The 23,935-nt window shown below is 46.7% G+C and carries 21 protein-coding genes; 2 read left to right on the top strand and 19 right to left on the bottom strand.

The genetic code is table 11. The annotated features are described in order from the left end of the window. Position 1: 1 nt before the first annotated feature. From M3630_RS01415 to M3630_RS01345, 15 genes are all read right to left on the bottom strand, one after another. Entirely contained in the window at positions 2 to 1,384 is a 1,383-nt protein-coding gene (locus tag M3630_RS01415; protein ID WP_251250973.1) for a M14 family zinc carboxypeptidase, read from the bottom strand. Between the two features lie 103 nt (positions 1,385 to 1,487). After that, complete coding sequence (locus tag M3630_RS01410) at positions 1,488 to 3,122, bottom strand: ABC transporter substrate-binding protein (protein ID WP_251250972.1); 1,635 nt, start codon at positions 3,120 to 3,122, stop codon at positions 1,488 to 1,490. Between the two features lie 398 nt (positions 3,123 to 3,520). Next, the gene (locus M3630_RS01405; protein WP_251250971.1) at positions 3,521 to 5,083 is read right to left on the bottom strand and encodes an FMN-binding glutamate synthase family protein; all 1,563 of its coding nucleotides are present in this window, start codon (positions 5,081 to 5,083) and stop codon (positions 3,521 to 3,523) included. A gap of 477 nt (positions 5,084 to 5,560) precedes the next feature. Further along, complete coding sequence (locus tag M3630_RS01400) at positions 5,561 to 6,127, bottom strand: SLOG family protein (protein ID WP_173607668.1); 567 nt, start codon at positions 6,125 to 6,127, stop codon at positions 5,561 to 5,563. A gap of 259 nt (positions 6,128 to 6,386) precedes the next feature. Then, complete coding sequence (locus M3630_RS01395) at positions 6,387 to 7,055, bottom strand: YqeB family protein (RefSeq protein ID WP_251250970.1); 669 nt, start codon at positions 7,053 to 7,055, stop codon at positions 6,387 to 6,389. Beyond that, positions 7,052 to 7,663 (bottom strand): TetR/AcrR family transcriptional regulator, encoded by a 612-nt coding sequence (locus M3630_RS01390; protein ID WP_251250969.1) that lies wholly within the window; start codon positions 7,661 to 7,663, stop codon positions 7,052 to 7,054. The genes M3630_RS01395 and M3630_RS01390 overlap by 4 nt, the downstream gene beginning before the upstream one ends. Before the next feature lie 155 nt (positions 7,664 to 7,818). Continuing rightward, entirely contained in the window at positions 7,819 to 8,607 is a 789-nt protein-coding gene (locus M3630_RS01385; RefSeq protein WP_251250968.1) for a 2-keto-4-pentenoate hydratase, read from the bottom strand. An 11-nt stretch (positions 8,608 to 8,618) separates the two neighbouring features. Next, positions 8,619 to 9,641 (bottom strand): 4-hydroxy-2-oxovalerate aldolase, encoded by a 1,023-nt coding sequence (gene dmpG / locus M3630_RS01380; RefSeq protein WP_251250967.1) that lies wholly within the window; start codon positions 9,639 to 9,641, stop codon positions 8,619 to 8,621. Between the two features lie 25 nt (positions 9,642 to 9,666). Further along, positions 9,667 to 10,554, bottom strand: coding sequence for an acetaldehyde dehydrogenase (acetylating) (locus M3630_RS01375; protein ID WP_251250966.1), 888 nt, complete (start codon positions 10,552 to 10,554; stop codon positions 9,667 to 9,669). Positions 10,555 to 10,576: 22 nt separating this feature from the next. After that, positions 10,577 to 11,362: a 2-keto-4-pentenoate hydratase gene (locus tag M3630_RS01370; RefSeq protein WP_251250965.1), complete on the bottom strand. Its 786-nt coding sequence runs from the start codon at positions 11,360 to 11,362 to the stop codon at positions 10,577 to 10,579. Between the two features lie 32 nt (positions 11,363 to 11,394). After that, positions 11,395 to 12,861, bottom strand: coding sequence for an aldehyde dehydrogenase (locus M3630_RS01365; RefSeq protein ID WP_251250964.1), 1,467 nt, complete (start codon positions 12,859 to 12,861; stop codon positions 11,395 to 11,397). A gap of 10 nt (positions 12,862 to 12,871) precedes the next feature. Further along, entirely contained in the window at positions 12,872 to 13,333 is a 462-nt protein-coding gene (locus M3630_RS01360; RefSeq protein WP_251250963.1) for a RidA family protein, read from the bottom strand. Beyond that, on the bottom strand, positions 13,330 to 14,334 hold the full coding sequence (locus tag M3630_RS01355; protein ID WP_251251311.1) for an amidohydrolase family protein: 1,005 nt from the start codon (positions 14,332 to 14,334) through the stop codon (positions 13,330 to 13,332). Before M3630_RS01355 ends, M3630_RS01360 begins: the two co-directional genes overlap by 4 nt. Continuing rightward, a complete protein-coding gene (locus M3630_RS01350; RefSeq protein ID WP_251250962.1) occupies positions 14,325 to 14,861 on the bottom strand; it encodes a 3-hydroxyanthranilate 3,4-dioxygenase in 537 nt (178 codons plus the stop codon). Before M3630_RS01350 ends, M3630_RS01355 begins: the two co-directional genes overlap by 10 nt. Before the next feature lie 28 nt (positions 14,862 to 14,889). Continuing rightward, on the bottom strand, positions 14,890 to 16,377 hold the full coding sequence (locus M3630_RS01345) for a 4-hydroxyphenylacetate 3-hydroxylase family protein (protein ID WP_251250961.1): 1,488 nt from the start codon (positions 16,375 to 16,377) through the stop codon (positions 14,890 to 14,892). Between the two features lie 354 nt (positions 16,378 to 16,731). On the opposite strand from M3630_RS01345, the gene M3630_RS01340 reads away from it, so the two are divergent. Both M3630_RS01340 and M3630_RS01335 read left to right on the top strand, forming a co-directional pair. Beyond that, entirely contained in the window at positions 16,732 to 17,379 is a 648-nt protein-coding gene (locus M3630_RS01340; RefSeq protein WP_173608350.1) for a Crp/Fnr family transcriptional regulator, read from the top strand. A 25-nt stretch (positions 17,380 to 17,404) separates the two neighbouring features. Beyond that, positions 17,405 to 18,031 carry a Crp/Fnr family transcriptional regulator gene (locus M3630_RS01335; RefSeq protein WP_251250960.1) on the top strand — a complete coding sequence of 209 codons (627 nt, stop codon included), beginning with the start codon at positions 17,405 to 17,407 and terminating at the stop codon, positions 18,029 to 18,031. 71 nt (positions 18,032 to 18,102) lie between these two features. Here M3630_RS01335 and M3630_RS01330 read toward each other — a convergent pair whose 3' ends face one another. From M3630_RS01330 to M3630_RS01315, 4 genes are all read right to left on the bottom strand, one after another. Continuing rightward, complete coding sequence (locus tag M3630_RS01330) at positions 18,103 to 20,058, bottom strand: elongation factor G (RefSeq protein ID WP_251250959.1); 1,956 nt, start codon at positions 20,056 to 20,058, stop codon at positions 18,103 to 18,105. Between the two features lie 78 nt (positions 20,059 to 20,136). After that, positions 20,137 to 21,660 carry a YcdB/YcdC domain-containing protein gene (locus tag M3630_RS01325; RefSeq protein ID WP_251250958.1) on the bottom strand — a complete coding sequence of 508 codons (1,524 nt, stop codon included), beginning with the start codon at positions 21,658 to 21,660 and terminating at the stop codon, positions 20,137 to 20,139. Next, the gene (locus M3630_RS01320) at positions 21,621 to 22,187 is read right to left on the bottom strand and encodes an RNA polymerase sigma factor (RefSeq protein WP_251250957.1); all 567 of its coding nucleotides are present in this window, start codon (positions 22,185 to 22,187) and stop codon (positions 21,621 to 21,623) included. Before M3630_RS01320 ends, M3630_RS01325 begins: the two co-directional genes overlap by 40 nt. 68 nt (positions 22,188 to 22,255) lie before the next feature. Then, entirely contained in the window at positions 22,256 to 23,773 is a 1,518-nt protein-coding gene (locus M3630_RS01315) for a YcdB/YcdC domain-containing protein (protein ID WP_251250956.1), read from the bottom strand. Between the last annotated feature and the right edge of the window lie 162 nt (positions 23,774 to 23,935).

The raw sequence follows: 23,935 nt of genomic DNA, 5'->3' as shown, positions 1-23,935 counted from the left end.
ACTACCGATTCTTGCTGATGTGATTGGAGACTAGTAAACCGCATTCCAACTGAATACGTACCAATTTCTGAATGGGAATAACTGTATAGTTTAGTTCTCGTTCCAGCTCATCCGTATACTGTCGCAATTGGCGAAGCCCTTCTTGCAGCACTGCTTTCAATTTTGTAATTGCCTCTTGGTCGGTTGAGCCTTCCTTTGCTAGCCGCTCTAGCTCATATTCGCAAGTGCGGACCGCTAGTCCCAAGCTCAATCCTCGATAAAACTTCGAAACCACGAAACTGCTGAAAACTTGGGAACCCTTTGCCGGCTTTTCAAATTCAGGATCGCTCATTGCCCATTTTCTCTGTGCTTCGTTCCTTTCTTTGCGTGCCGGGGAAGATGGGTCCATCAACTTGAAAAACGGGTTATCCTTTGAAATATAGGACCGTATGCCACCCAAAAGTCCCTTCAGCATTTCAAAAAAAGCCTCACTTTGATCTGCTTCGGTCAGAAGTGCCTCTCTGCGGGAGATATCTGAGTCACTCTGATCCTCTATTCGTGGATCGAAAAAATATGGCAGCTCGGTGATTAATGTTACACAATCCGCTTTCGAAGAGGCGTATGTGTGGCTGTCTGCCCCCACATCAAGTGTCGGGGCTTTTCCTGTATGTTTCTCCATATAATCATAGTATTCGTCTTGCCCGTTTAAACTGAAGATGGCCGGAGCAAACTCTGTCGCAAATGGCGTCTCTGGTTCTCCTAGATCTAAAGGCACGTCTTCTTTCCTTGCTGAATTGTGAAATCCTTCGTATAATTCTGGCAAATCGTGTGAAATATACCAATAGGCACCGCATAACCCCCCATTGTGTAATGAATACATAAACGCAGGTCTAGTCTCGTCTATGATTTTCATAAGCACTTGCGTTTCAGGCAATGGTTTGTCAAAGCGATATTCTTTATATTCAAAAGGAAAAGTCCATTCCACCTGCTCGTAGCCGACAGGTCTATAGTAATTTCTAATGTAGTTAAAAACATTGTATGGTCCTTTAAACCAATTTTCATTTAGTCGCGTACCATCAGGGTCAACACATTTGATGATGTACCACGTGAAGCCCAGCTCGTCGCGCAAGGCCTTGTCCTCTGCCAATGCCCGGGAGAGATATTCCATCGTCATCGCGCCAATTGGCTCGTTAGGATGCGGGCAGGCAAAGCATAACGCATTTTTGGGCCCGTCTCCGATTTTAATACATGGAATGGGGTGTCCATCGCGGGACTTTCCCGCCTCAAATACGGTTACAGCATCAGGAAACTCTTCGGCCAGCTTTCTGGTGCTTTCATCCATTTCATCTACTGTTAGAAAAACCTTGTAGTCTGGCACCTTATCAATCACATGTTGAAAATTCATCGATCATTCCCCCTCGTCTGATGCAATCTTCCAAGTCATTCTAAAAAGATGCTATTCCTGTAACGTATCGATTAGGTTCTTGACGTAGACGGAAAGACTCCGTTTATTTTTCTACCCAGCTATCTTGGAAATTGGGAGTATAAGACGTCCATTTCACGCCTTTTACTCGCGAGCTTACTACCACAAAGATCTTGTCACTATAGATGGGAACAACATATGCTTGCCCAAGGAGATGTTGTTGGGCATCTACATATACCTGTTTTCTGGCTTTCGTTTCAGCGGTTGCACGTCCTTTTGTTAATAAGGCATCCAGCTTGTCGTCTTTTAAACCACTTATGTTAAAGCCAGCACCAATTTGGCTAGAGTGGAAACTTTGGTATAAAGCATCAGGGTCATCGTAACTATAAGTAACCAGCGTTACATCAAAATTTCCTTTCATTAGTCCATCACTATACGCTGACTCCTCTAAATTTTGAATGGTAGCTTTGATACCCACCTCGCCCAGCATAGCTTGCAGCAACTGAGCTTGCATCTCAAACCTAGCCGAAATCATAAAGGAAAGGGTAAATACTTTTCCATCCTTTTCTCTCAGGCCTTCTCCGTTTACCTTCCATCCAGCAGCGTCAAGGAGCTTCTTTGCTTCTTCCACATTGTATTGGTACCCGTATTTTTCCAATGATTTATCATACCCCAATGTTGAAGGGGATAACAACGTTTGGGCAACCTCTCCTTCACCCATCAAAACCGCCTGAACCATCGCTTGTTTATTAACCAGCATATTGAATGCTTTTCTAACTTGGATATCCTGGAACTCCGGTTTTGTCAAGTTCATATATAAACTAAAAGGTATCCCAGCCCGTAAAAGTTCCAGAACCTGATATTTTGGGTTATTTCGATACTTCTTGATATCTTTTGCGGGTACATCGAATGCAACATCGATGGTACCGTTTTCCAAAGCGGCCAACATAACACTTTTATCTGGAATTGTTTTGATCACCAGTTTATCAGCTCTTGGCGGTCCTTGATTTTCATCGAGCGGCATGGCCCACTTAAAGGCTTCATTGCGAACCAATGTAACCCCCTCGCCAGCCTTCCAGCTCTCAAACTTCCATGGACCCATTCCCACAGGATTTCGTCCATATTCCTCACCATATTTTTCAATGGCCTTCATGGATAGCGGTTGAGTTATACCAGTGCCTAAATCTTCAAGAATCGACACATTGGGTTCATGTAATTCAAGGATGAGGGTTTTATCATCAGGGGCACTGACGCTCTTCATCGGCATCATAACTATTCCCGCCAGTTTTGCTTTTGTTTTCGGATCCTTAATGCGTTCAAAGGTATCCTTAAAACTCTTGGCAGTCAGAGGTGTTCCATCGTGAAACGTAACATCAGAACGAATGGTAAAGGTGTACGTTTTTCCATCCTCTGAAATCTTGAATTCACTTGCGAGATTAGGTTTGAATTCTTTTGTAACAGGATCCTTGTAGACCAGCGATCCACCCATATTCCAAGTAACACCCATATCGTTACCAACTGACTTGTGAACATCTAGGGTATCTGCTTCACTTGCGTAAGCCACAGTGATGGTTCCGCCTGTCTTTGGTTTGTCAGTCTCTGGCTGTTGATTTGGTTCAGATGTGGTTGATTGTGTGCTGCATGCAACCACCAACGATGTACATATCATAATTAGTAATCCTAAAATAATGCCATGGAATCTCTGTTTCTTCTTTACCATGTTACAACCCCCTTGTTCTGTATTGTTTAAAAAATCTACATGACGACATAATTTTGAAAATATATCTGACCTCCTTTACGTTTAAAGCGCCGGCATTAGCCCCCTGGTCCCGATTATAAAACCTCCAGCAAGAGGAGATTCAATCGTTAGTTTTCGACAATATGTTTCTTCAAAAGAATAGGGAGCTTGTTTAAGAAGCTCCCTGCACGTGCTGAAATTTCAGCTTAGTCTTATTTCATTATCGTATTGTTAGAGTGATCGGACGCTGGAGAAAAGGGAATGGAATCAAGAGAATGCGGCCATTTGGCAAAATAACAGGTGCTCCTATTCACCTACTTGTTTTGTCAGAGAGCCCTTCCGCACACATTATTTTTCGGATGGAAAATCCCCGAACTACGTTAATCCGATCTGGTCTGAGTTGTTTTCAAGCGGTTTCTATGTTTTAAGAAAAACTGCTTCTTCTTGTTTTCGTTACTCTGTTCGGAGGGATCAGGCATCGATTGATCACTGTCCTCCTCGCTCGGAACCAAAAGCGATTCCATAAACTCTTTTGTCGGGATATACGGCTCATAGGCAAGAGGAACTTTTGTTATCTTGCTCGTCAATTCATCAAGGGCTGCAAGATCATCAACGCCAACCTGATGAACAGATGTTTTTCCCAATGCAAGAATTGCGACCTTCATTTCTTCCACAAACGACGTAAGAAAGTTCTCTAAATACTTTGCTGCTTCTTGCTCATCAAATTGAGCAGTTAAACTTCCCGGATAAAAAACAAGTTGAGTAGGAGGTTCCCAAGGAACTGCCTTTGTTACCTGATCATGCGTCATTGCCCACAAGAGAGCCGTCCCCATATAGACACCATCAACCCCTAACGCAAATGCTTTTAGGCAATCAGATGGCGTGAAGTATCCTCCTCCGCTTAACAAGGTAATTCTTTCCTTCACCCCGCGTTTTTGTAAGTAATGTACGGCACGTGAAACAGCATAAATGGTGGGGATTCCAAAATCGTCTTCCAGGATGGGAGGTCCGCCCTTAGATCCTGCCTGTCCGCCGTCAATGCTTACAAAATCAACCCCAGCAAAAATGGCGACTTCCAAATCGGCTTCAATCTTTGCGCTTGCACATATTTTAACTCCAATGGGGATTCCTCCAGTGAGGGCGCGCAGATGATCAACTACTTTGCGAAGATCTTGTGGTTTATTGATATCCTTATGCCTGGAAGGAATGACGACATAATCATCATTCTCCACCTTCAAGATTTTTCTGGCTCTTCCTTGAACGTACTCCGAAGGGATAAAAGTTGCCGTACCCGCAATGGCTCCTTGGCCGATATGGATTTCAATCGCATCGGCCTGTTTGAGAATTTCTGGCTCTTTTGACCACTTGCCGCTGTGGTATTGAATAATTAAATGTTTGGCGTTTTGTCTCTCTTCGGGTAAGAATCCCCCTTCACCCGTATTTGTTAAAGTGCCGACCGCAGCGGTTCCTTTTGCAATCGCTATCTTTGCTTTCTCTGACACACCAATCCCATATCCCATTCCTCCTGCCATAATGGGTATTTCCAGAGATAAAGGTTTTTTTGCCTGAGGCCCGATGGTAATCCGCATATCTACATCTACATCTTCAGGGGTAACTAACGTGGCCAGTTGTGCCGGTGAAAAGATAAGTCCGTCGTAAGTAAGAAATTTACGCGGACTCCCAAATGGTCTTTCTATAACTGCCCCTTCTGAAGCGCGCAAGCTATTTTCAATCACAATTCTTGGTGACAGGCGAGTCAGTGCTGTTACCATTTCCCAAATGTTTTCGGGATACCGTTCATTCATGAGCCGCTTCGTGAACCGGCCAATGATCCATTGCAGCAACGACCTTGAAAAAATAAGAGCTAGAATTCCTGAAAATAGAATGGCTGTCATTGTACCCGTAAATGATCCGATGTCAAAAGACATCCATTTACTTCCCATTACACTTCTCCCCTTCGATACCGTTAGCAAAAGCGTACAGGCAGATAAGAATGATCCATGCGCAGGTTAGTGATAGTGGCAAGATTTTCAGAAATTTTGTGTTTTACCATCTTTTGGTTTACCGCAGTATCGTATTCTTTTCCTCCTGTAGTATTATCCAGTTAGACAAGTTTATTCCCACAAAAACGCCGGTGAGCACCCGCCGAACCTCCCGGGGCGAATACGATTCATGCTTGTTCAGCACCAGATCGAACTGACATGGACAGGAGGGTAGCAGGAATTTCATGCATAGAGTAAAAAAAGCCTTTCCTTCCGGTTGTCCCGGCAGAAAAGCTTCTGTGACTTTAGCTTTGCGGTTCCTTTTTGTGGAATTCCTATATGATGCCCCCAAACTCTATAGTCCTAAACTAGAAAAAGGCAGCCGTTATAAGCTTGAGGAAGTTTGTGACTAAAAATCCTAGGTTTGTCGCTGTTTGATTAGAAGTTGTCATTGTATAATTCTTGTTGCTGTTCCTCTGCTATGGTCTGTAAGTCATATGCGTTAATTCGAAACAACTGATAATCGCCCGTATCCGCTTTTTTTGCGGCGAGCTTACTTAGAAATTTCGGGGAGCCTTCGTTTTCTTCATCGTAAACTAACAAGATACCGTCAGAATTGGCTAGCAAGAATTTGTCTTTCTCTCCAAGCTGCCAAGCTCCCTGATAAGGAGTTTGATAGACACTATTGATATAATCAGCTTGCATCACAATATTTCGGTAGTAATCCTGGGTCTCTTCCTTCCACTTTTCCTCTTGATTCAAAAACGGAGTAATTACCGCCAGTTTTAGATGCGGATACTCCTTTTTCAATTCCAGAACAGTTTCGGCTGCCCACATTTCTACCCCGAGTTGACCTGATATGATGACCCATTCCAATTCTTCTTCAAGGAATCTTGCGAGTTCCCGCTTCAGTGCTTTCTTAATTATCGCTAAGCCCGGATTTTTTTCATTGAAAATGCCAAGCTCGTGAGCCTTGTATCCTGATACAAATAACCGTTTTAACATGTTGCCACCTCAAATTTAAAAGAACTCTAGCGCTTCGTCTCATTTTTTCTTATATTATCACAAAGGTAGTTGGTCTCCTAAATTCCGATGATCGAGATAATAAATCCTCAATCCAAATGCGAAGGTGTAATTTTTCACCCTCCAAGCTGAAATGTGCCCAAAAAAGCTGTAAAACGTACGCTATTTTAAATAAAAGGGAGGTTAAGCAGATCAAGCTGCTTAACCTCACAAGACGAGAATAATGAAATACCTGCTGATTTTATCGATAATATTGCCTTTTGTCCTTTTCTTTTACAGATACTCTTAGTTTCCAAAGTTCTCGAGCCAATTGAAAAGCTTCCTTATCATCTCCTTTTTCAATGGCTATTCTCCTTGCTTTTAATAGAGCATTCGCAGCAGGAGATAGGTCGGGAGAATCCACAACCCATATTTTAAAGTCATGTTGAAATGGATCCGTATCGCTCCAAACATAATGATGTTTTCGAAATGCAGCACCAACTGTGCTTTTCGAAAGCTCTTGCTTACAACGAAATAGTTCTTTCTCATCTTTACCTAAAAACACCAATTGCTTGTTATCCACAAATACAAGGGAGATATCTTGCTTTTTGAAGAGAATTTCATCATCTCTAATTTTACATGTGACTTTATCATCATATACAGACGTTTCTAAGCTTTCATGAAAAGAGAGTAGAGTCAAGACAATCCCCGCAATCAAGCCAAGGATCATAGTAACAATGCCTACCCATGCTCCGTTATAGGAGGCAATTAGTTGTAAGGGCCCCTGGAAAGGTATCCACGGCAAAGAACTGCCCCATTTAGCAATACTCGGAAGAAACCAGCCGAACACTAAACCGATAAGAGGGAAACCAAGCCACAAGATCATCTTGTCCGTTTTTGAAAAATTTAATAATGTATGATTCTCACTCATGTAAAGTCTCCTTTTTTAGATAATACGCTTGTAATGGCTTCTCTCCATACAGCTGAAACATCCAGTTGAATGCCAATCATCGGATAATTGGATAAGTTATCGAGTGTTAACGCTAGTACACATGCTTTTTCACGCAAGCCTTTTGAATCCGTATGACCAAATTCTTCCCCTTTTTGTAGTAATCGAAAAAAACCGTCAATAAAGCCTTCCTGTACGGCCTTAATTTTTATTCGGTACTCTTTATTATGGGAAGATTCTCGGCTTCCATATATAAGGAACTCATTTAATACCTGTACAACAAGCATTTGTGTATCTGTAGTCTCTTCAACCAATAATCGCAAGCCGTCACGAACCATCTTCTCTACAAAATTCTTTTTCGTATACTCATGAATTTGAAAGTATTGTTCAAAACTATATCCTTCTAAAATCCAAGCGAATACTGCGTCTATTAGTTCCTCTTTCGAAGAGTAATAATAATAGATGGATGGCTTCTGTATGCCTACAGAATGAGCAATCATGGAAAGGGAAGCTTTTTCAATTCCATACTGTCCGATCAACCATGTGGTCGTTTCAAGAATTTTTTGTCGTGTTGCTTCGCTTTTATTCATTTTATCACCATTTTCTACCTAACGTTAGTTAGATAATAGCCGCTAATTTCGCTGATTGTCAAGCTGGAGGTAAAAGATTCGGCTCCCAACATAAAAAGAAGCCGTGAGAATACGGGATAACTCCCTGCATTCTTCTCGGCTTTTCGTCTTACTGCCTAACCCGTTTTCACTACGAACTCCATACTTCCGAGGCCACCCCATTTGGCACTTACGACATCTCCTTCCCGTAGCTGATGGGAACCGGTAATGCCCCCGGACAAAATCAAATCTCCCTTTTGCAGCTTGCAACCTTCGCGAGCAAGCATATTCGCCAGCATTGCTACTGAGCGGGCTGGATGACCGAGAACTGCCGCACCAGCCCCCAAGTCTTTGAGCTCGCCATTGATCGAAAGGGTAACGCCAACCAAATCGAGTTCAAGTTCATCAGGCTTTCTCCATGTCGACCCGATAAATACACGGGAAGACGAAGTATTGTCCGCAATGACATCGGGCAAGGTAAACTGGAACTGCGCATACCTGCTGTCGATAATCTCCAGAGCGGGAACCACATAGTCAGTGGCTGCCAAGACATGAGCCTCCGTGATGCCCGGTCCTTCCAAATCCTCACGCAAAACAAAGGCAATTTCCGCTTCCACCTTGGGATGAATCAATTCATTGATCGGCAGAATCCCGTCCTCGATATTCATATAGTCAAAAATATAGCCCCGAATCGGTTCGTGCACATTCATCTGCTTCATTTTTGCCTGACTGGTCAAACCCATTTTAGAGGCAAAGATTCGATGACCCTGCTCAAGCTTGAGGGAGACAAGCTCATTTTGGATACGATATCCATCTTCCACGGTCAGTTCAGGGTATTCAGTTGTCAGCTTCACAACCTCCTCCCTATTCAACTCCGCATCCACCAGCTTCTGAGCTAGCCTTTTGTATAATAGTTCCGATTGCACGCTGATCCCCCCTAAATCATTTTGGTAGAGCTGTACCGTTGGGCGATTTCCGCTGCGACATCCAAGATCATGTCTTCTTGTCCGCCCACGACCTTTCGTTTTCCCAGCTCGATCAAAATATCCCGGGAATCGATACCGAATTTCCTGGCTGCACGCTCGGCATGAAGCCGGAAACTGGAATAAACACCCGCGTATCCGAGAACGAGAGCGTCTCTGGTAATTTCCTGAGGTACTTGAAGAATCGGCGACACGATATCCTCCGCCAGATCCATCATTTTGTACAAATCGACGCCCGTATGAATGCCCATTCGATCCAGCACAGCTAGGAGAACCTCGGTCTGTGTATTGCCCGCACCTGCACCCAAGCACCGAACACTGCCGTCAATCCAGGTGGCACCTTCTTGAATGGCGACGAGCGTATTGGCCATGGCTAAAGACAAATTATTGTGTGCATGGAAGCCAATGGGAATATTCAGACATTGCTTCAATGCTCGGACTCGTTCCCCTGCTTGATCAGGTAGCAGAGCGCCAGCAGAATCGACGATGTACACGACATCGGCTCCATAGCTTTGCATGAGTCCAGCTTGCTCCGCCAGTTTTTCCGGAGCAGCCATATGCGCCATCATCAAAAAGCCAACTGTCGTTAAGCCAAGCTCTTTCGCTTGATAAATATGCTGAGCGGAAACGTCCGCTTCGGTCGCATGTGTGGCGATTCGTGCCATGCCTACCCCTAGGCCTGCGGCTGTCTTCAAATCTTTGATCGTTCCGATTCCCGGCAGCAGGAGCACGCCCACTTTCGCTTGTTTACAAACGGAAACAGCAGCCTCGATCAGTTCCAGCTCGGGGGTCCTGGACAACCCATATTGCAGGGACGATCCGGCCAATCCATCTCCATGGGAGACTTCAATATACGGTACGTTTGCTTCATCTACTGCGCGCGCCACTTCGACTACTTGCTCCACGGTAAACTGGTGATTGATCGCATGGCTTCCATCTCGAAGCGCTACCTCAGTGATCACAATATCACGAGTCATTTGCGGTTCCTCCTTTCATTTGTGGCTATATACTCGTGCCGATGCCGATAGCATGCTTGGCATATTCCTCTGCTACCTTCACCGCTGTCGCCGTCATGATATCCAGATTGCCTGAATAAGTAGGGAGGTAGTCGCCCGCGCCTTCCACTTCCAAAAACACGGTGATTTTGTTTTCATCAAAGATCGGTTCTGAGCGTAGGCGGTAACCAGGAACGTATGATTGAATATAGGAGACGGTCTGAAGAATCGCCTTCACGATCGCCTTTCGGTCCGCTCCTTCCTCCACTACTGCATAGACAGTATCCCTCATCAGGATCGGCGGTTCTGCCGGATTCAGGATGATGATCGCCTTGCCTTTCTTCGCTCCGCCAATCGCTTCGATACCATGTGCGGTCGTCTCCGTAAATTCGTCGATGTTGGAACGTGTGCCAGGACCAGCGCTTTTACTGGAAATAGTGGCCACGGTCTCTGCGTAGCTGACCGGACTCACACTCCCTATCGCATGAACTATCGGAATAGTAGCCTGGCCGCCACATGTGATCAGATTGATGTTTTTTTCATTCAAATGTGCACCGAGATTCACAGATGGTACGACAAAGGGCCCTACAGCGGCAGGCGTAAGATCGATGGCGAGCTTTCCAGCCTCCTGGAGCGCCTTCGCATGCCGAATATGCGCATGGGCAGAAGTAGCGTCAAAGACGATATCCGCAAGATCCGCACTGCTTTCCAAAAAAGGTTGTAATCCGCCGTCAAATACGTAGTAACCAGCTGCCTTTGCTCTACGCAGACCATCCGAATCAGAATCGATTCCAATCATGGACGTCAGTTCAAGAACTGGCGACCTTCCCAGCTTGATCATCAGGTCTGTCCCAATGTTACCCGAGCCCAGTATGGCTACCTTTACTTTCTTCATACACGCACTCCTTTCGTGTTTTTTACTTGCCAAACCTGACTCCTACAGAACCAAGTCCAGCAATCCGTGTATGAAATACATCGCCAGGCTTCGCTTCGACCGCTGCCGATAACGCACCGGACAAGATGATTTCTCCCGCTTGGAGTGTTATCCCTAATTCGTACAGCTTGTTCGCTAACCATGCTACACAAGATGCAGGATTGCCTAACGCGGCGGCACCTACACCGGTATTGATCAGCTCTTGATTTTTATAAAACGCCATACCTGTCAGAGGAAGATCCAGATCTTGCGGTTTCATAGGATGTCCACCCAGCACGTAGAAGCCGGAGGATGCATTGTCCGCAATGGTGTCTTCCAGTTTGATTTGCCAGTTGGCGATACGGCTGTCCACGATTTCCAAAGCAGGCACTACATATTCCGTTGCCATTAAGACGTCATAAGTGGTTACATGTGGCCCTTCCAAATCGCGCTTCAGCAGGAAAGCAATTTCTGCTTCAACCTTTGGCGAAAGGACATGCTCGAAAGGCAGTTCTCCGTTGTTTTCCACGACCATGTCGTCCAAAAGATGTCCGTAGTCTGGCTGTTCCACGCCAAGCAGTGTCTGCATGGCACGAGAGGTCAGGCCGATTTTCTTCCCTGTAATCCTCGCGCCTGCTGTGACTTTTCGCTCAATCGTCTTCAATTGAACGTGGTATGCCTCTATTTCGCTGATTTGCGGATCCAGTAAAGTGAGTGGCGATACTCCCACCCCTTCACGACTCGCCGCCGCTAAATGATCGGCGAATCGCGTGATTTTTTCTATGTCCACACGGCTCCCTCCCTGATTTGCTGTTCTTCTCGCTATAATTTTAGGGTGACTGTCTTGACCTCAGAGTAGAATTCGAAGCTGTGACGTCCGCCTTCGCGGCCAATCCCGCTGTCCTTGGCACCGCCAAACGGAGTTCGCAAATCACGCACATACCAGCAATTGATCCATAAAAGACCTGACTTCACCCGATCAGCCACGCGATGCGCGCGCCGCAGATCGTTGGTCCAAACGACTCCTGCCAAGCCGTAAGCCGAATCATTGGCGATCCGAATAGCGTCCTCTTCTGAACGAAATGGAATGATCACGATGACCGGACCGAAAATCTCTTCCTGCGCCACCCTCATTTTGTTGTCTACATCATAGAGAACGGTTGGCTCCAGGAAATTGCCGTCACCCAGCCCGCTGATCCGTTTTCCGCCGTAACCGAGTTTGGCTCCTTCTTCCAGTCCGATCTGGATGTAGTGCTCCACCGTTTCCAAGTGACTGCGGGACACCAACGCCCCCATATCTGTATCTGGATCCAGAGGATTTCCCACCTTGATTCTTTGAACAGCCGCCAAAAATTTGTCTAGAAACTGATCATATACGCTTTCTTGTACCAACAAACGCGATCCCGCCAGACAAATCTCGCCCTGATTGCGGAATATCGCCTCGACCGACCCTTTTACCGCTTCATCAAGATCGGCATCCTCAAACACGATATTGGCTGATTTGCCTCCCAATTCGAGCGATACCGGAATCAGGTGCGAAGCGGCATTCTGCATGACAGTCTTTCCAGTGTTCGATTCTCCCACAAAAGAGATCCGGCGCACATGGGGATGCGTCGTCATTGCCGTACCGACAGTCCCGCCAGGACCGGTGATGATGTTGAGCACGCCAGCAGGCAAACCCGCTTCATTGGCAATCTCTCCGAGCATCACCGCCGAGAGAGGCGTGTACGAAGCTGGCTTTACCACGACGGTATTTCCTGCCGCTAAAGCCGCCGATGCTTTCCAGGTCATCTGCATAAAGGGCAAATTCCATGGAATGATCAGACTTGTCACACCTGCCGGAGCATATTTGGCGTAGGACATAAAATGGCGCATTTCATAATGCTCATGGACCGTGTATTTAGCCATTTCGGCAAAGAAGCGCAAATTGGCTGCCGCTCTCGGAATATCGAAGCCCCGGCTTTCTTTGATCGGCTTGCCGACATCAAGCGTCTCCACCAAAGCGAGTTCGTCCACACGCTCCATCACCAGATCAGCCATTTTGCAGAGAATCTTGGCTCGCTCATCTACGGACATCTCACTCCAAACGCCTGACTCAAACGTACGCTGCGCCACGTCAATCGCCCTTTTTACATCCTGTTCATTTGCATTGGCCACAGAAGCCAGCTTGAGATTTGTCGCCGGATTGATCGTATCAAAGGTTTCTCTGGAAACAGCGTCCACGTAAGCTCCGTCTATGAATAGCTTGGCGCCTTTTATTACCGGGTTTTCCTTGGCAGTATGACTCATGGGAATCCTCCTAATTCTCGATTTCCAAGATCATCTCTACTTCTACGGCGTTATTTAGCGGGAGCTGGGCCATCCCTACAGCGGATCGCCCATGCCTGCCTTTCTCGCCGAATAGCTCCACCAACAAATCGGATGCCCCATTCATGACTGTAGGCTGATCGATGAAAGCTGGGTCGCTGTTAACGAATCCGAGTATTTTGACCACTCGTTTGATTCTCCTCAGCTCCCCTAGCTCATGTTTGGCAACAGCCAGCAGATTGAGCATACACTGCCTGGCAGCCATGTAACCTTCCTCTGTCGTGACATCCTGTCCCAGCTTCCCTCGATATTCATTTGTCCCTTGTCCTGCCAGAAAGAGGAGATTGCCCACTTGGACACAACCGACATAATTACCGGCAGGCTGTCTCGGTTCAGGCAGGTCTAAGCCCATAGCCTGTAGCCGTTGTTCCGGTGTTTTAGTCTGATGCTTCACAGTGCTTTCATCTCCTTTATGTTCAGGAAGCGAAGCGCGTTTTCACCCAGCAACGCCCGCTTCTGTCCGTCAGTCAGCTCCAACGTATGATCGATGACTTCCCCGGGAGGTGTTTCACGAAGCAGGAAGGGATAATCCGAGCCCATCAAGATCTTATCTTCGCCAAAGCGCTTCATCATGTATGGAATGTTCAGTGGGTCGTATGTCAAGGAATCAAAGTAGAATTGTTTCGCGTACACACTAGGCGGTTGTTCGGTCAGACGCAGATGCGGCCATACCTTCCAGCCTTGGTCCAGCCTGGGGAGAATATAAGGAAAAGAGCCGCCGCCATGGGCAAAGCAGATTTTCAGGCGCGGAAACTTCTCGATCACACCTCCCAAGATAAGACTTGCTGCGGCAAGCGCTGTCTCACTTGGCATCCCGACGGTGTACATCAGGTTGTGCCGCGCCATTCGTTCTCTGCCCAGTGTCTCCCATGGATGGACGAAGAGTGGCACATCCCATGTCTGACACATTTCAAAAAAAGGAATCAGTCCCGGGTCGTCCAGATTGTTGCCATTTACGTTGGTACCGATTTCGATCCCTCTCAGGTCTAGCTCGTGCATGCAGCGATCCATTTCCCGAATGGCTGCCTCGGTGTCCTGCAAGGGAACTGTCCCCAATCCGATGAAATGATTCGGATGTTGGTTGACTGTCTTTGCAATAAAATCGTTTTGAATCCGCGCCATCACTTCTGCTTCGGCTGCCGGGGCCCAGTAGGAAAACGTGACCGGAATAGGTGACAATACCTGTATATCCACGCCTTCTTGCTGCATATCATGAATCCGTTTTTGGGGATCCCATACCTGATCCGTCACTTCGCGAAATACTTTTCCCCCGACCATGATAGTTGCCCCGCATGTGCAAGTGCGGTGCAGAACTGGCCAGCGCTCTCCATGAAATCGTTCAGCCAGATTAGGAATATCCTCTGGAATGATGTGGGTATGGAAGTCTACTCGCATTTCCACTCACTCGCTTCCGGAGACATGACGTGCCCGCATTTTTGGCATGTACGCAGCTCCAGATTGCTGTTGAAGCCTTCGATCGCCTCTTTTACCTGCACCTCTATGTTGGTCAGTTGAATCCGTACGCGATGCATTTCGTGGTCGCAGTTATCACAGTACCAAGCAAAGTCCTCCAGTTCTCCCTCACTTCTGTTGCGCTCAACCACAAGGCCGATGGTATCCGCGATCCGGTGTGGGGAATGCGGGACATTCGCCGGAAGAAGGAACATTTCCCCTTCTCTGACCGTAATGATCTCGCGCTTCCCATCCTGATTGATGATCTCTACGAAGCAATCACCCTTCAGCTGGTAAAAGACTTCCTCGGATGGATCAATGTGAAAATCCCGCCGCTTGTTCGGCCCTCCCACTACCATGACCATAAGCTCTGCATCTTTCCAAATCACCTTGTTATTCACAGGTGGCTTGAGCTGATCGATGTGATCCTCGATAAACTTCCACAAATGGATAGGTGCCAATGTACCCATGCTCTATTCCCTCCCTGTTTTACCTTGTTTAAAGAACCTGTTCCGTCTGCGATGCCGATTTGGCAGCAAAAACGCTAAGCGCGTCATCCACCATCGTGCAAGCATGAGTCTTCTTGTAGTTGTTGTAAAAAATCGCCAATTTGCGCACCGGATCACCGGTATAATACCGCTCGTATTGCAGCAAACGCTGTCCAAAGGCTTCCCCGCACAGGTCCCAAGCGAGCTTAAACAGGCGAACCCGATCTGTACCGGAGATACCCTTCCGTCCCGCATAAAACTTTTCCATATCCTCCGCCAACTCGGGATGCACCATATCACTGTCTGTCGGGGACATGAGCAATCCACCTGCTCCAATAATTTGGATGACTTCGATCGCCCGCGGGTACAGCTTCGGAAGCAGTCCGCGAATGGTTTCGAGCTGTACATAACCCGGCATGAGCTCGCCCGACGGCAAGGTCTCGTACTCCAGCTCTGCTGTCTTTAGCAGCGCTCTGACTGATTCCAGCGATTGCGCTAGCTCCCCGAGATGGTTTTGGACATTCGGATAGACGTCTACCCCGATGGAGTCTGCCAGCCGCATGGCAACTTCCGTGGCAAATTGGAGCTTCAACAGTCCTCTCACCCCTGTCTGATGCGCCGGCTGTTGTCCGATACCTGTCTTTGGATAAAGCAGGTTGGCTGCTTCTACATTGTTGTACAGGAATAAGCGCTCCCAAGGCACGAGTACGTCATGAAAGACAAGAACAGCATCCATTTCTTCGAAGCGAGATGCCAATGGATGGTCATAAACGGAACGAATCCCATCCTGCATGGGCTCTCTACAAATGATCCGCAAGCCTGGCGTGTTAATCGGTATGGCAAATGCCAAGGCATAACGCTCATCTCCTGGCTGGAACCCGGGGAACGAGTAAATGATGACTTCATCGGTGATCGGCGCCAGTGTCGCGAGCATTTTCGCTCCTTTGACAATCAATCCTTCCGGCGTCTCCTCTACTGCCCCCAAATGGGTGTAGACATCGTTTTGTTCGTGCGAGGACTTGCTGCGGTCATTTTGCGGATTGATAATCGCATGCGTTAAAAACAGGTCTTGATCGCGTACATACTTGTAATAATTTTTCACGTTTTCTGCCCACTGTGGATTGTACCTTTCCAAGAAAGACGCATTGCTGTATAGCGACGTCAAGACGATATTGAGAAAATCCGGCGTTCTTCCCATCAAGCCAAAAGTGGCTTCCGCATAAGCTTCGTACACGGCTCGTTTCGCCTGCAATTCCTCAGGGGTCTTTGCAACGAGAAAGGCGTTGTTCACACGCTCACCGGTCTCCTGACAAATATGGGTAATCTTCTCCTGGTATTTCTCGTCATGCTGCATGTCATACAGTTTGGCTATTTCCTGAATCGGCTGTCGAAAAACGGCTTCCTCACATACATTTGTCACCTTTCTGCCTTGCAGCCAAATCTCCGGTTGCCGTGATTTCAAACCCCGAATGTATTGGTCACCTGTACGGATTCCCACTACCATTCCTCCCCTGTAGATTTTTGTTGGTTGAGCCGTTTTTGATCTTAAATCGCATTATAATGTCTGTCTCTTCTGAAAAATGTAACCCACTTAACATCACGGCTGAAAAATAGAAACGGAGTGGGAAATCCGAATGGCTCCCCTGGTTCATCGGCAAGTAAGTATGTAAACGAATTAACATCATTTCTGTTTTTCTTTCGAATGCACATCCTTTTCAAGTTGAAATATTGGTAAGGAGCTTTTTATTTTCATATAATCAAAAGTAGTAAATTCAGAAAATTAAGACTCAATGTGGGTTGGGGTGGACGCTTGGAGGAGGCAAGATCATGGTTAAGGAAAGGAGCGGCGATGATGGTATCCCCATTTGAAACTGATTTGAAATGGGAAACCCTTTTAGAATACGGTACCCGCCAATTTGTGAAAAGAAAAACGGCTATCTATCAGCAAGAGACGATGGGAGAAGGTTTTTATTATCTTCATAAGGGTTTGGTGAAGATAGTGACCTCTACCTTCAAGGGGAAAGATCGCCTGGTGAACATCGTAGTACCTGGTCAAATTATGGGACTTCAAACGATGGATCAACAACCTCATTTCACTACGGCTATTGCTGTAAAGAATGCAGTCGTCTATCATTTCTCCTGTTTGCAATTCCTCGAAATGCTGAAGGCACGCCCTGAACTCTTGTCTCTTTTCACCCAAACAATCAATCAAAAAATGCGGATTCTTTTAACCGCCATCAACTTGAAAGCGCTAACTTCAGAAGAGCAAATTGCTCGTCTCCTGCTCAACATTTGTGAAGACTTTAAAAACCACGAGGTTCCCCTCACTCAACAAGAGCTAGCTGAATGTGCTGGCCTCACCCGTATTACTGTCTACAAGATCCTGAAGGCATGGAAGGAAAATGGCATCATTGAAATCAAAAACCGATCCTTTGTCGTCAAACGCCCAGATATGTTGAAGCCTCCACAACTCACGGCAAATACTGCTCGCACAGTGTAAGCAAATCATGTGAAAGGTGGTCACAATGGCCTGTCTCCGCTATCAGTGGACCCCGTACCTCATGTATGGCAAGAAGATCGAAATGGAAAAACACACAACGATCTACCATCAAGGCAATGTGGGAACTGGATTTTATTATCTTGACAAAGGGAGCGTGAAGATTACGCTGTTATCTGAAAACGGACATGAGCGGATTATCGATTACATTCCCACAGGTGGGTTGTTTGGGGAGCACGGCGCCTACAACGGCTCATACCTGACATCAGCCATAACGACTTCTCCTTGCGTCATTCACTTTTTCTCCGACGAGGTCTTATCGCGCATATGCCAAGACCACCCCCAGTCGGCAGTGATCTTCACCAATTCACAAATCTATAAGCTCCGTCTCCTCGCTGAAATCATCGCGTTCACTGACAGTCCCATTGAGCTTGCGATGGCTAATTATCTGCTCAAACTAATAGCAGTGTACGGAAATACTGTTATTCCTATCGATCAGTTGTCTTTTGCCCGCTATATTGATACGTCTCGCATGACGGTGAACAAGACTTTGCAGAAATGGCGACAGCAAGGTTTGATTGAACTATCTGAGCGCAGTGCCATTCGAGTTGTAGATGTAGAGAGATTGCGTGGGATTTACTCTCGCATCCAATGAAAATAGGGCGAAGCCTCATCAGGCTCGCCCTCTGCATTGCAAATATATTAATACAGCCTGTTCATTTCTGCTCAGAGCAGATGCATCTTGGCTTCTGCCTCGTCCCACGGCACCGAGTAGCCAGCCCCTTTGGAGCAAAAGATCGACGAGGAGGTATAAACCGGATCGGCATCCTTTTTATAGCTTATCCTTTCCATCACTTCCTCCGCGTTATGGCAACGATCGTATCCGCCAAATACACAGCGGATGCTGCCTCGTCCATGCGTGAAAGAAGCGAATTCGGTGCTGTAATTCATGAATGTTGCTACGGGTACCCTGCCCGTAATGACCGCATGCGTATCCGACATCTGTGGTGGCTCGAACGAACCTGAGGCGCGCTGAACATCCGAAAGTACCCTCCCCATCTCGTTCACTCCCACCTTTATTTTGAAGTCGTAATAGGGTTCTAACAGCATATTCTCCGCTTTTTCCAGCCCCTGTCGCAGTGCGCGGAAGGTGGCCTCACGAAAGTCGCCCCCATGCGTATGTTCGTTATGCGCTCGGCCTCTTAGGAGCGTAATTTTCATGTCGGTGACCGGCATGCCTGTCAATAGCCCATGATGCTCCCGTTCATAGAGATGAGACCGAACTAAATTCTGGTAGTTAAAACTCAGTTCATCAGGATGACATACGCTAATGAATTGGATACCGCTACCTCGGTCTCCCGGTTCAAGCATGAGATGTACTTCCGCGTAATGCCGGAGTGGCTCGAAGTGTCCATATCCCGTCACTGCAGACTGTATCGTTTCTTTGTACAGGATTTCCGGTTGACCGAAAGAGACAACAAAACCGAAGCGCTCCTTCACAACCTGCTCCAGCACTTCTAATTGGATCAGACCCATGACGCGAATGTGAATCTCTTGCAAACTCTCTTCCCAAACCACATTCAAAGACGGGTCCTCCGCATTCAGAATGCGAAACGCACCGAGGACTTGCTGCACATGAAGCGAATTGTCAAATAGTACTTTCGACTGTAGTGTCGGTTCAGTCTCATAAGTAAACTTGTCTGAGTAGACCCCCACCCCTTGTCCAGCTTCGGCCTCGGACAAGCCGACAACCGCGAACAAATCGCCAGTAGCTACTTGTTCAACCGAGTGTGATTTCCTACCAGTAAACAATAAGATTTGTGTAATCTTCTCTTCGTACCGTAGTCCACCGTTCTCATAGCTGAGCAACTCCCGGACCTTCAGCTTGCCACTCAGCGCTTTGACGAAAGTTAGTCTCAATCCGTTTGCTGCGTGTCGAATTTTATAAACGCGCCCCCCGAATGGAGCCGTTTCGTCATAAGACGCAGTTGTCAACGAGGACAGTTGATCCAGGAATTCTACAACGCCATCGTCCTGTAGTGCCGAGCCGTAGGTACAAGGGAAAAGCTGACCTTCTCGTATCATCTCTTGTAAGGCGTCCAGCCAGAATTCTTGATCGTCCCTTTCCTCTAAAAATGCTTCCAGCAGTGAGTCGTTCCGCTCTGACATCATTTCCCGTAGTCCTTCGCTGACAATACCGTTGACGAAATTGTCTCTGATGCAACAAACATCCCCAGTCAACTGACTGCGTATCTCCTCTTCTGTCCTGCTGGCATCCGCGCCGATCCGATCTGTTTTATTGATGAAGAAAAAGGTGGGTATCTGATGTTTGCGCAACAACTCCCAGACTGTCTCAGTATGACCCTGAACACCTTCTACCGCACTGACAATCACGATAGCGTAATCCATGACCCCGATCGCCCGCTCCATCTCGGAGGAAAAATCGACATGTCCAGGTGTGTCGATCAAATAATAAACGTCGCCCTTATGGTGCATAACCGCCTGATCGGCGAACACGGTAATGCCTCTTTTCCTCTCAATATCATGGCTATCCAAAAAGGCATCTTGATGATCCACCCGGCCCCGCGACCGGATACTGTTTGTATGGTATAGCAACTGTTCGGCGAAAGTAGTCTTGCCCGCATCCACATGGGCAAACAAGCCGATCGTTAGACGCTTCATGTTATCCCTCTTCCATAGCTACTCGACTGCAAATTCTTTTCTTATTAAAACATAAGAATGGAGAAGAAGAATAGTTGATTAAGGTATGATGCGAGGGTCTAGCGGTATGTACACCAAGGATGGCGCATTATTCCCAGGCAGCCAAATGTAGACCAGCTCTAGTGGGTGACTGGCGAGGTACTGCTGGGCAGCCTTTTCTGTAGAAATGCGATCCTTCTTCCAAGAAAACTCCCTTTTCTCCTTGCCAATATCGAAGAAAAACCCAACAATTTTGCCGGAAACCGTATCGACGTCCACCGTATACGAATCTTCCATAAGTGGAATCTGTTCGTACATTTCATGGAAAAAGACCCGCGTTACCTGCTCGTGGTTTTCCACCTTGGCTAACTGGAGCTCGGTGGTTTGTGGATTCAAATAGTTTTGCAGAAAAGAAGCGGCAATGTGAGCAACTTCGGTGGTAGTTTTCGCATCGTTCTTGTCGGACTTTGGATAGTTCCAGTACTTCAGTCCATATGCGTTACCTGTTTCTTCGTATGTCTGCAAAGCAACTGCACGATTGTTGCCTATGTTCCAGCGGTATTCGATTGTCCCCTCTAGTGAATCTTGGGTTAGACGAGCCTTGCCGACTACCGCAATATCAAATTCAGCTTTGAGCAACTCCGCTGCTTCCCTGCTATTTTTTGCACCTAGCCTTTTCCCTGCCGAGCTTACTTTTAACGTGCGCCCGCTCACTTTTCTACTGTCGGGATCGATTCCAATGAGTTGCCCATTCAAAGCGTTCACATAACCTGTCAGATCCGGCCTGTAGACGATGGCAAGAGAGCTTGCCGTTTCTTCTTCATTCCCCTCAGGTAAAGGATAGGTGAGCTGCAACGTGTGAAACAAAAGGTTTTTCGCCTCATCCTTGGAGATCACGTTTGTTGGATCGGGGAATATCCGCTCGTCGGAAGTTTGTTTTTGATTTTGACTAGAAGCAAGTGCTTTTCCGTTATTTTTTTCATCAAAGGTCACCAGATAATGGTCAGTAAGCAGCGGTATTCCTTTCACCGTTCGAGCAAAGACAAACCTCTGCTGTCTATGATCGGATAATCCCTCCACCAATTGATACTTTCGGCTCTCCTCGCCGATGATTTGCTGCAGATAGGCAGTCGCTCTATCGCCGGTCTTGTTTGACGATGCCTCAGGGGGAATGGTTGCTTCCTTGCGATTGATCATTTTTCGATGTCTCTGGTTTTCTGTGGTTTCCGAACGCTCCGTCTTTACAGATTCCGCTTTCTCGATTTTTGGCGCTGGTATCTGTTTATTTGGATGAATGACTTCATCTTCTGATGGGTCTTGAGGCGAATAGCGGGACTTGTCGGCTGGTGTATGTATATCAGTTGGAATCGCGAGTAAAGTTCCCCATGCAGCTAATAGCAAAACAGCAGACGCCTTGATCGTAAAAGAGAGGTAGCCTGCCTTATTCGACCGTTGATCCATCTTTTTTGCTTTGGCAGCCAGGATCGTTTGCAGCCGCTCGATTGCTTCCTTTCGCGGCGGTGGCACGAATTGGCTCAGTGCTTCTACTCTTTTATGTAGGAAATCTTCGTCTTGCCCGCGCATGTTTTTCCCCCTCCTTCTTCCTCAGCCTCACTTATTTTTTTCTGAATCAATTTAAGCGCCCGATGATAGTCCACCTTTACCTTTGCTTCAGAGACACCTAATATCTCCGCAGTCTCTTTGACACTGCATGCCTCCATCGAACGTAAAATGATAACCATTCGATACTTTTGCGGAAGCTTGAGAATGACATTCCGCAGTTGTTGGTCTCGTTCTTTTTCCAGAAATACCACTTCAGGCAAACCATCTGTAGCTGGAATATCGTTAAACCAGATCGTAGACAGAATCCTCCGAAACTTTTTTCGTCGATACTGATCGATGGCTACGTGCTTTGCGATGGAAAAAATCCACGTTTTGATCTGGACTCTGCCGTCATAGCGGGGGAGCGCCTCCAACACCCTGATAAATACCTCTTGTGTTATATCTTCCGCATCGCATCTGTTGCCGACAAAATGGTATAAGAAACGATAGACGGCCTCGTAATATGTCTCACAAAGATGAAGAATCCGTTCCTCATAGCTACCATGCATCCGGCTCCCTCCCCTTCCGAAAACAAGTGCTTGCTCCTCGTTTCCTAAAGAAGCAAGCACTTGTTTTCTTATTTTTTATGCTGGATGATTTGACCTGTAAAAGCATCAATGCTGTCTCCTGCTTGTTCATTTCGCTCTGTTATGTAGGCTAGGACGGGAAGATCAGCTTTTTGTCCACCTATGATAGGCTTCATATAGACCAGCTTAAGCGGATGATACTTGAGGTACTCTTTTGCCGCCTGTTCAGCGCTTACTGCTTTGGCGGGGTTGGGAAAGTTCAGCTTGCTGTGTCCAAATTCCCCACTCAATTGCACTGGCTTGCCTGTTTCGCCATGAATCGTGACTGAATAGGCTTGATCAACGATGGGAATCTCGTGAACGGTTGGATAAAACGTAAAAGTGTAAGGATCTCCTTGCGAATAATAGCTATTGACTTCCGATACAATCATTTTTGTATCCGTGTCCAAATAGGTTTGCAAAAGCTGAACAGCAGTCCTTTGAGCGTCTTCACGCGTCACTTTTTTGGTAACTTTACGTTCAGTCTTCGCTTCCACACCCACTGACGTTACTTGCCCAGTTTTCTCCTGAACCACGACGATACCGCTCTGTTCGCCTTTTTGCCATCTGTATTCCTTCATGCCTTCACGCGGGCGGTCAGAGAAGCTCTGTTCCGAAAAAGCTGCACCGGTGGGATCGAAGCCGACGATACTCTTCAAAAGAGCAACTGCCTCATCTTTGTTTTTAGCCACTACTTTCTGATTGGCAGGGGTTACCGGGATGGCGGGGGACAACTGACCCGACAAAGGCTGATATTGTGCACTCCTAGTATCCAGCGAACGGCCGGTTTTGGCATCCATATAGCCGGACCAGATAGGTTGATAGGTTAAAATGGGATCGCTACCTGATGGCCCCAGACGATATACGAGCTTCATCATGTTCGTCAGGGCTTTTTCCGCTTGTTCTAGCGAAATAGCCTTCGTTGGTTCCGGGAAAGTAGAGACGTCGGTAAGGGATGAGATGTTTTCGTCATTGCTGAAGCTTGCAATCTGGCCCTGTGAATTCACATTAATAAATACATTTTGGCCTAGATAAGGTACACCATTGATCACTCTTCTAAATACGACTTCATTTATGCGTTTAGATTCACTCTCATCGAATTGCAGCTCCGTTGCCAGTTGCCCGAATAATTCCTTGAGAAATGCCTGCGCTTTTTCCTTTTGGACATCCAGAGAAAGCTTGTCTTCCTTGTCGGGTATTTCCATTTCCAAATCGAAGCTGTTTATTTCTCCGCTACTCCTATCCAAATAGACGGTCAGCTGTGGCGCGGATGAGTCGGCTTTATTTTTTCGTGTGACGACGACCACACCGCTTTTTTCATTGATATCCATCGTTTGATCGGGCAGTTCTTTCATATAGGGTAGCGCCTTGGATAATTTATCGATTGTTTTGTTAATATTGTCTATTTTTGTTGAATCAACCGTTTTTGTTTTTCCTGCCGCGAATCCCGGTTCAGACATCCATATTGGTGTCGTCGCTACTACAGAAGCAGCGATGCATGTCATTATAGCTCGATTCCTCATTCTCATCTTCCTACCTCCTGGAATTATGTTTTCATGTACGTTATTCGTTTGAAATTCCAAAAGGTTACAGTTCGATTCAAATATAACGATGATAAGTCAGAGATGGCCCCCCCTGTCAAAATCAGGATAAGTCCTTTTATAGTTAAGGGTTGGGTCACTCTGCAACTA

The organism is Brevibacillus sp. MER 51, from assembly GCF_023714195.1.
Classification (GTDB): Bacteria; Bacillota; Bacilli; order Brevibacillales; family Brevibacillaceae; genus Brevibacillus.
Note: the sequence above shows the minus strand (reverse complement) of the source record. Positions and strands in the feature narration are given on the sequence as shown.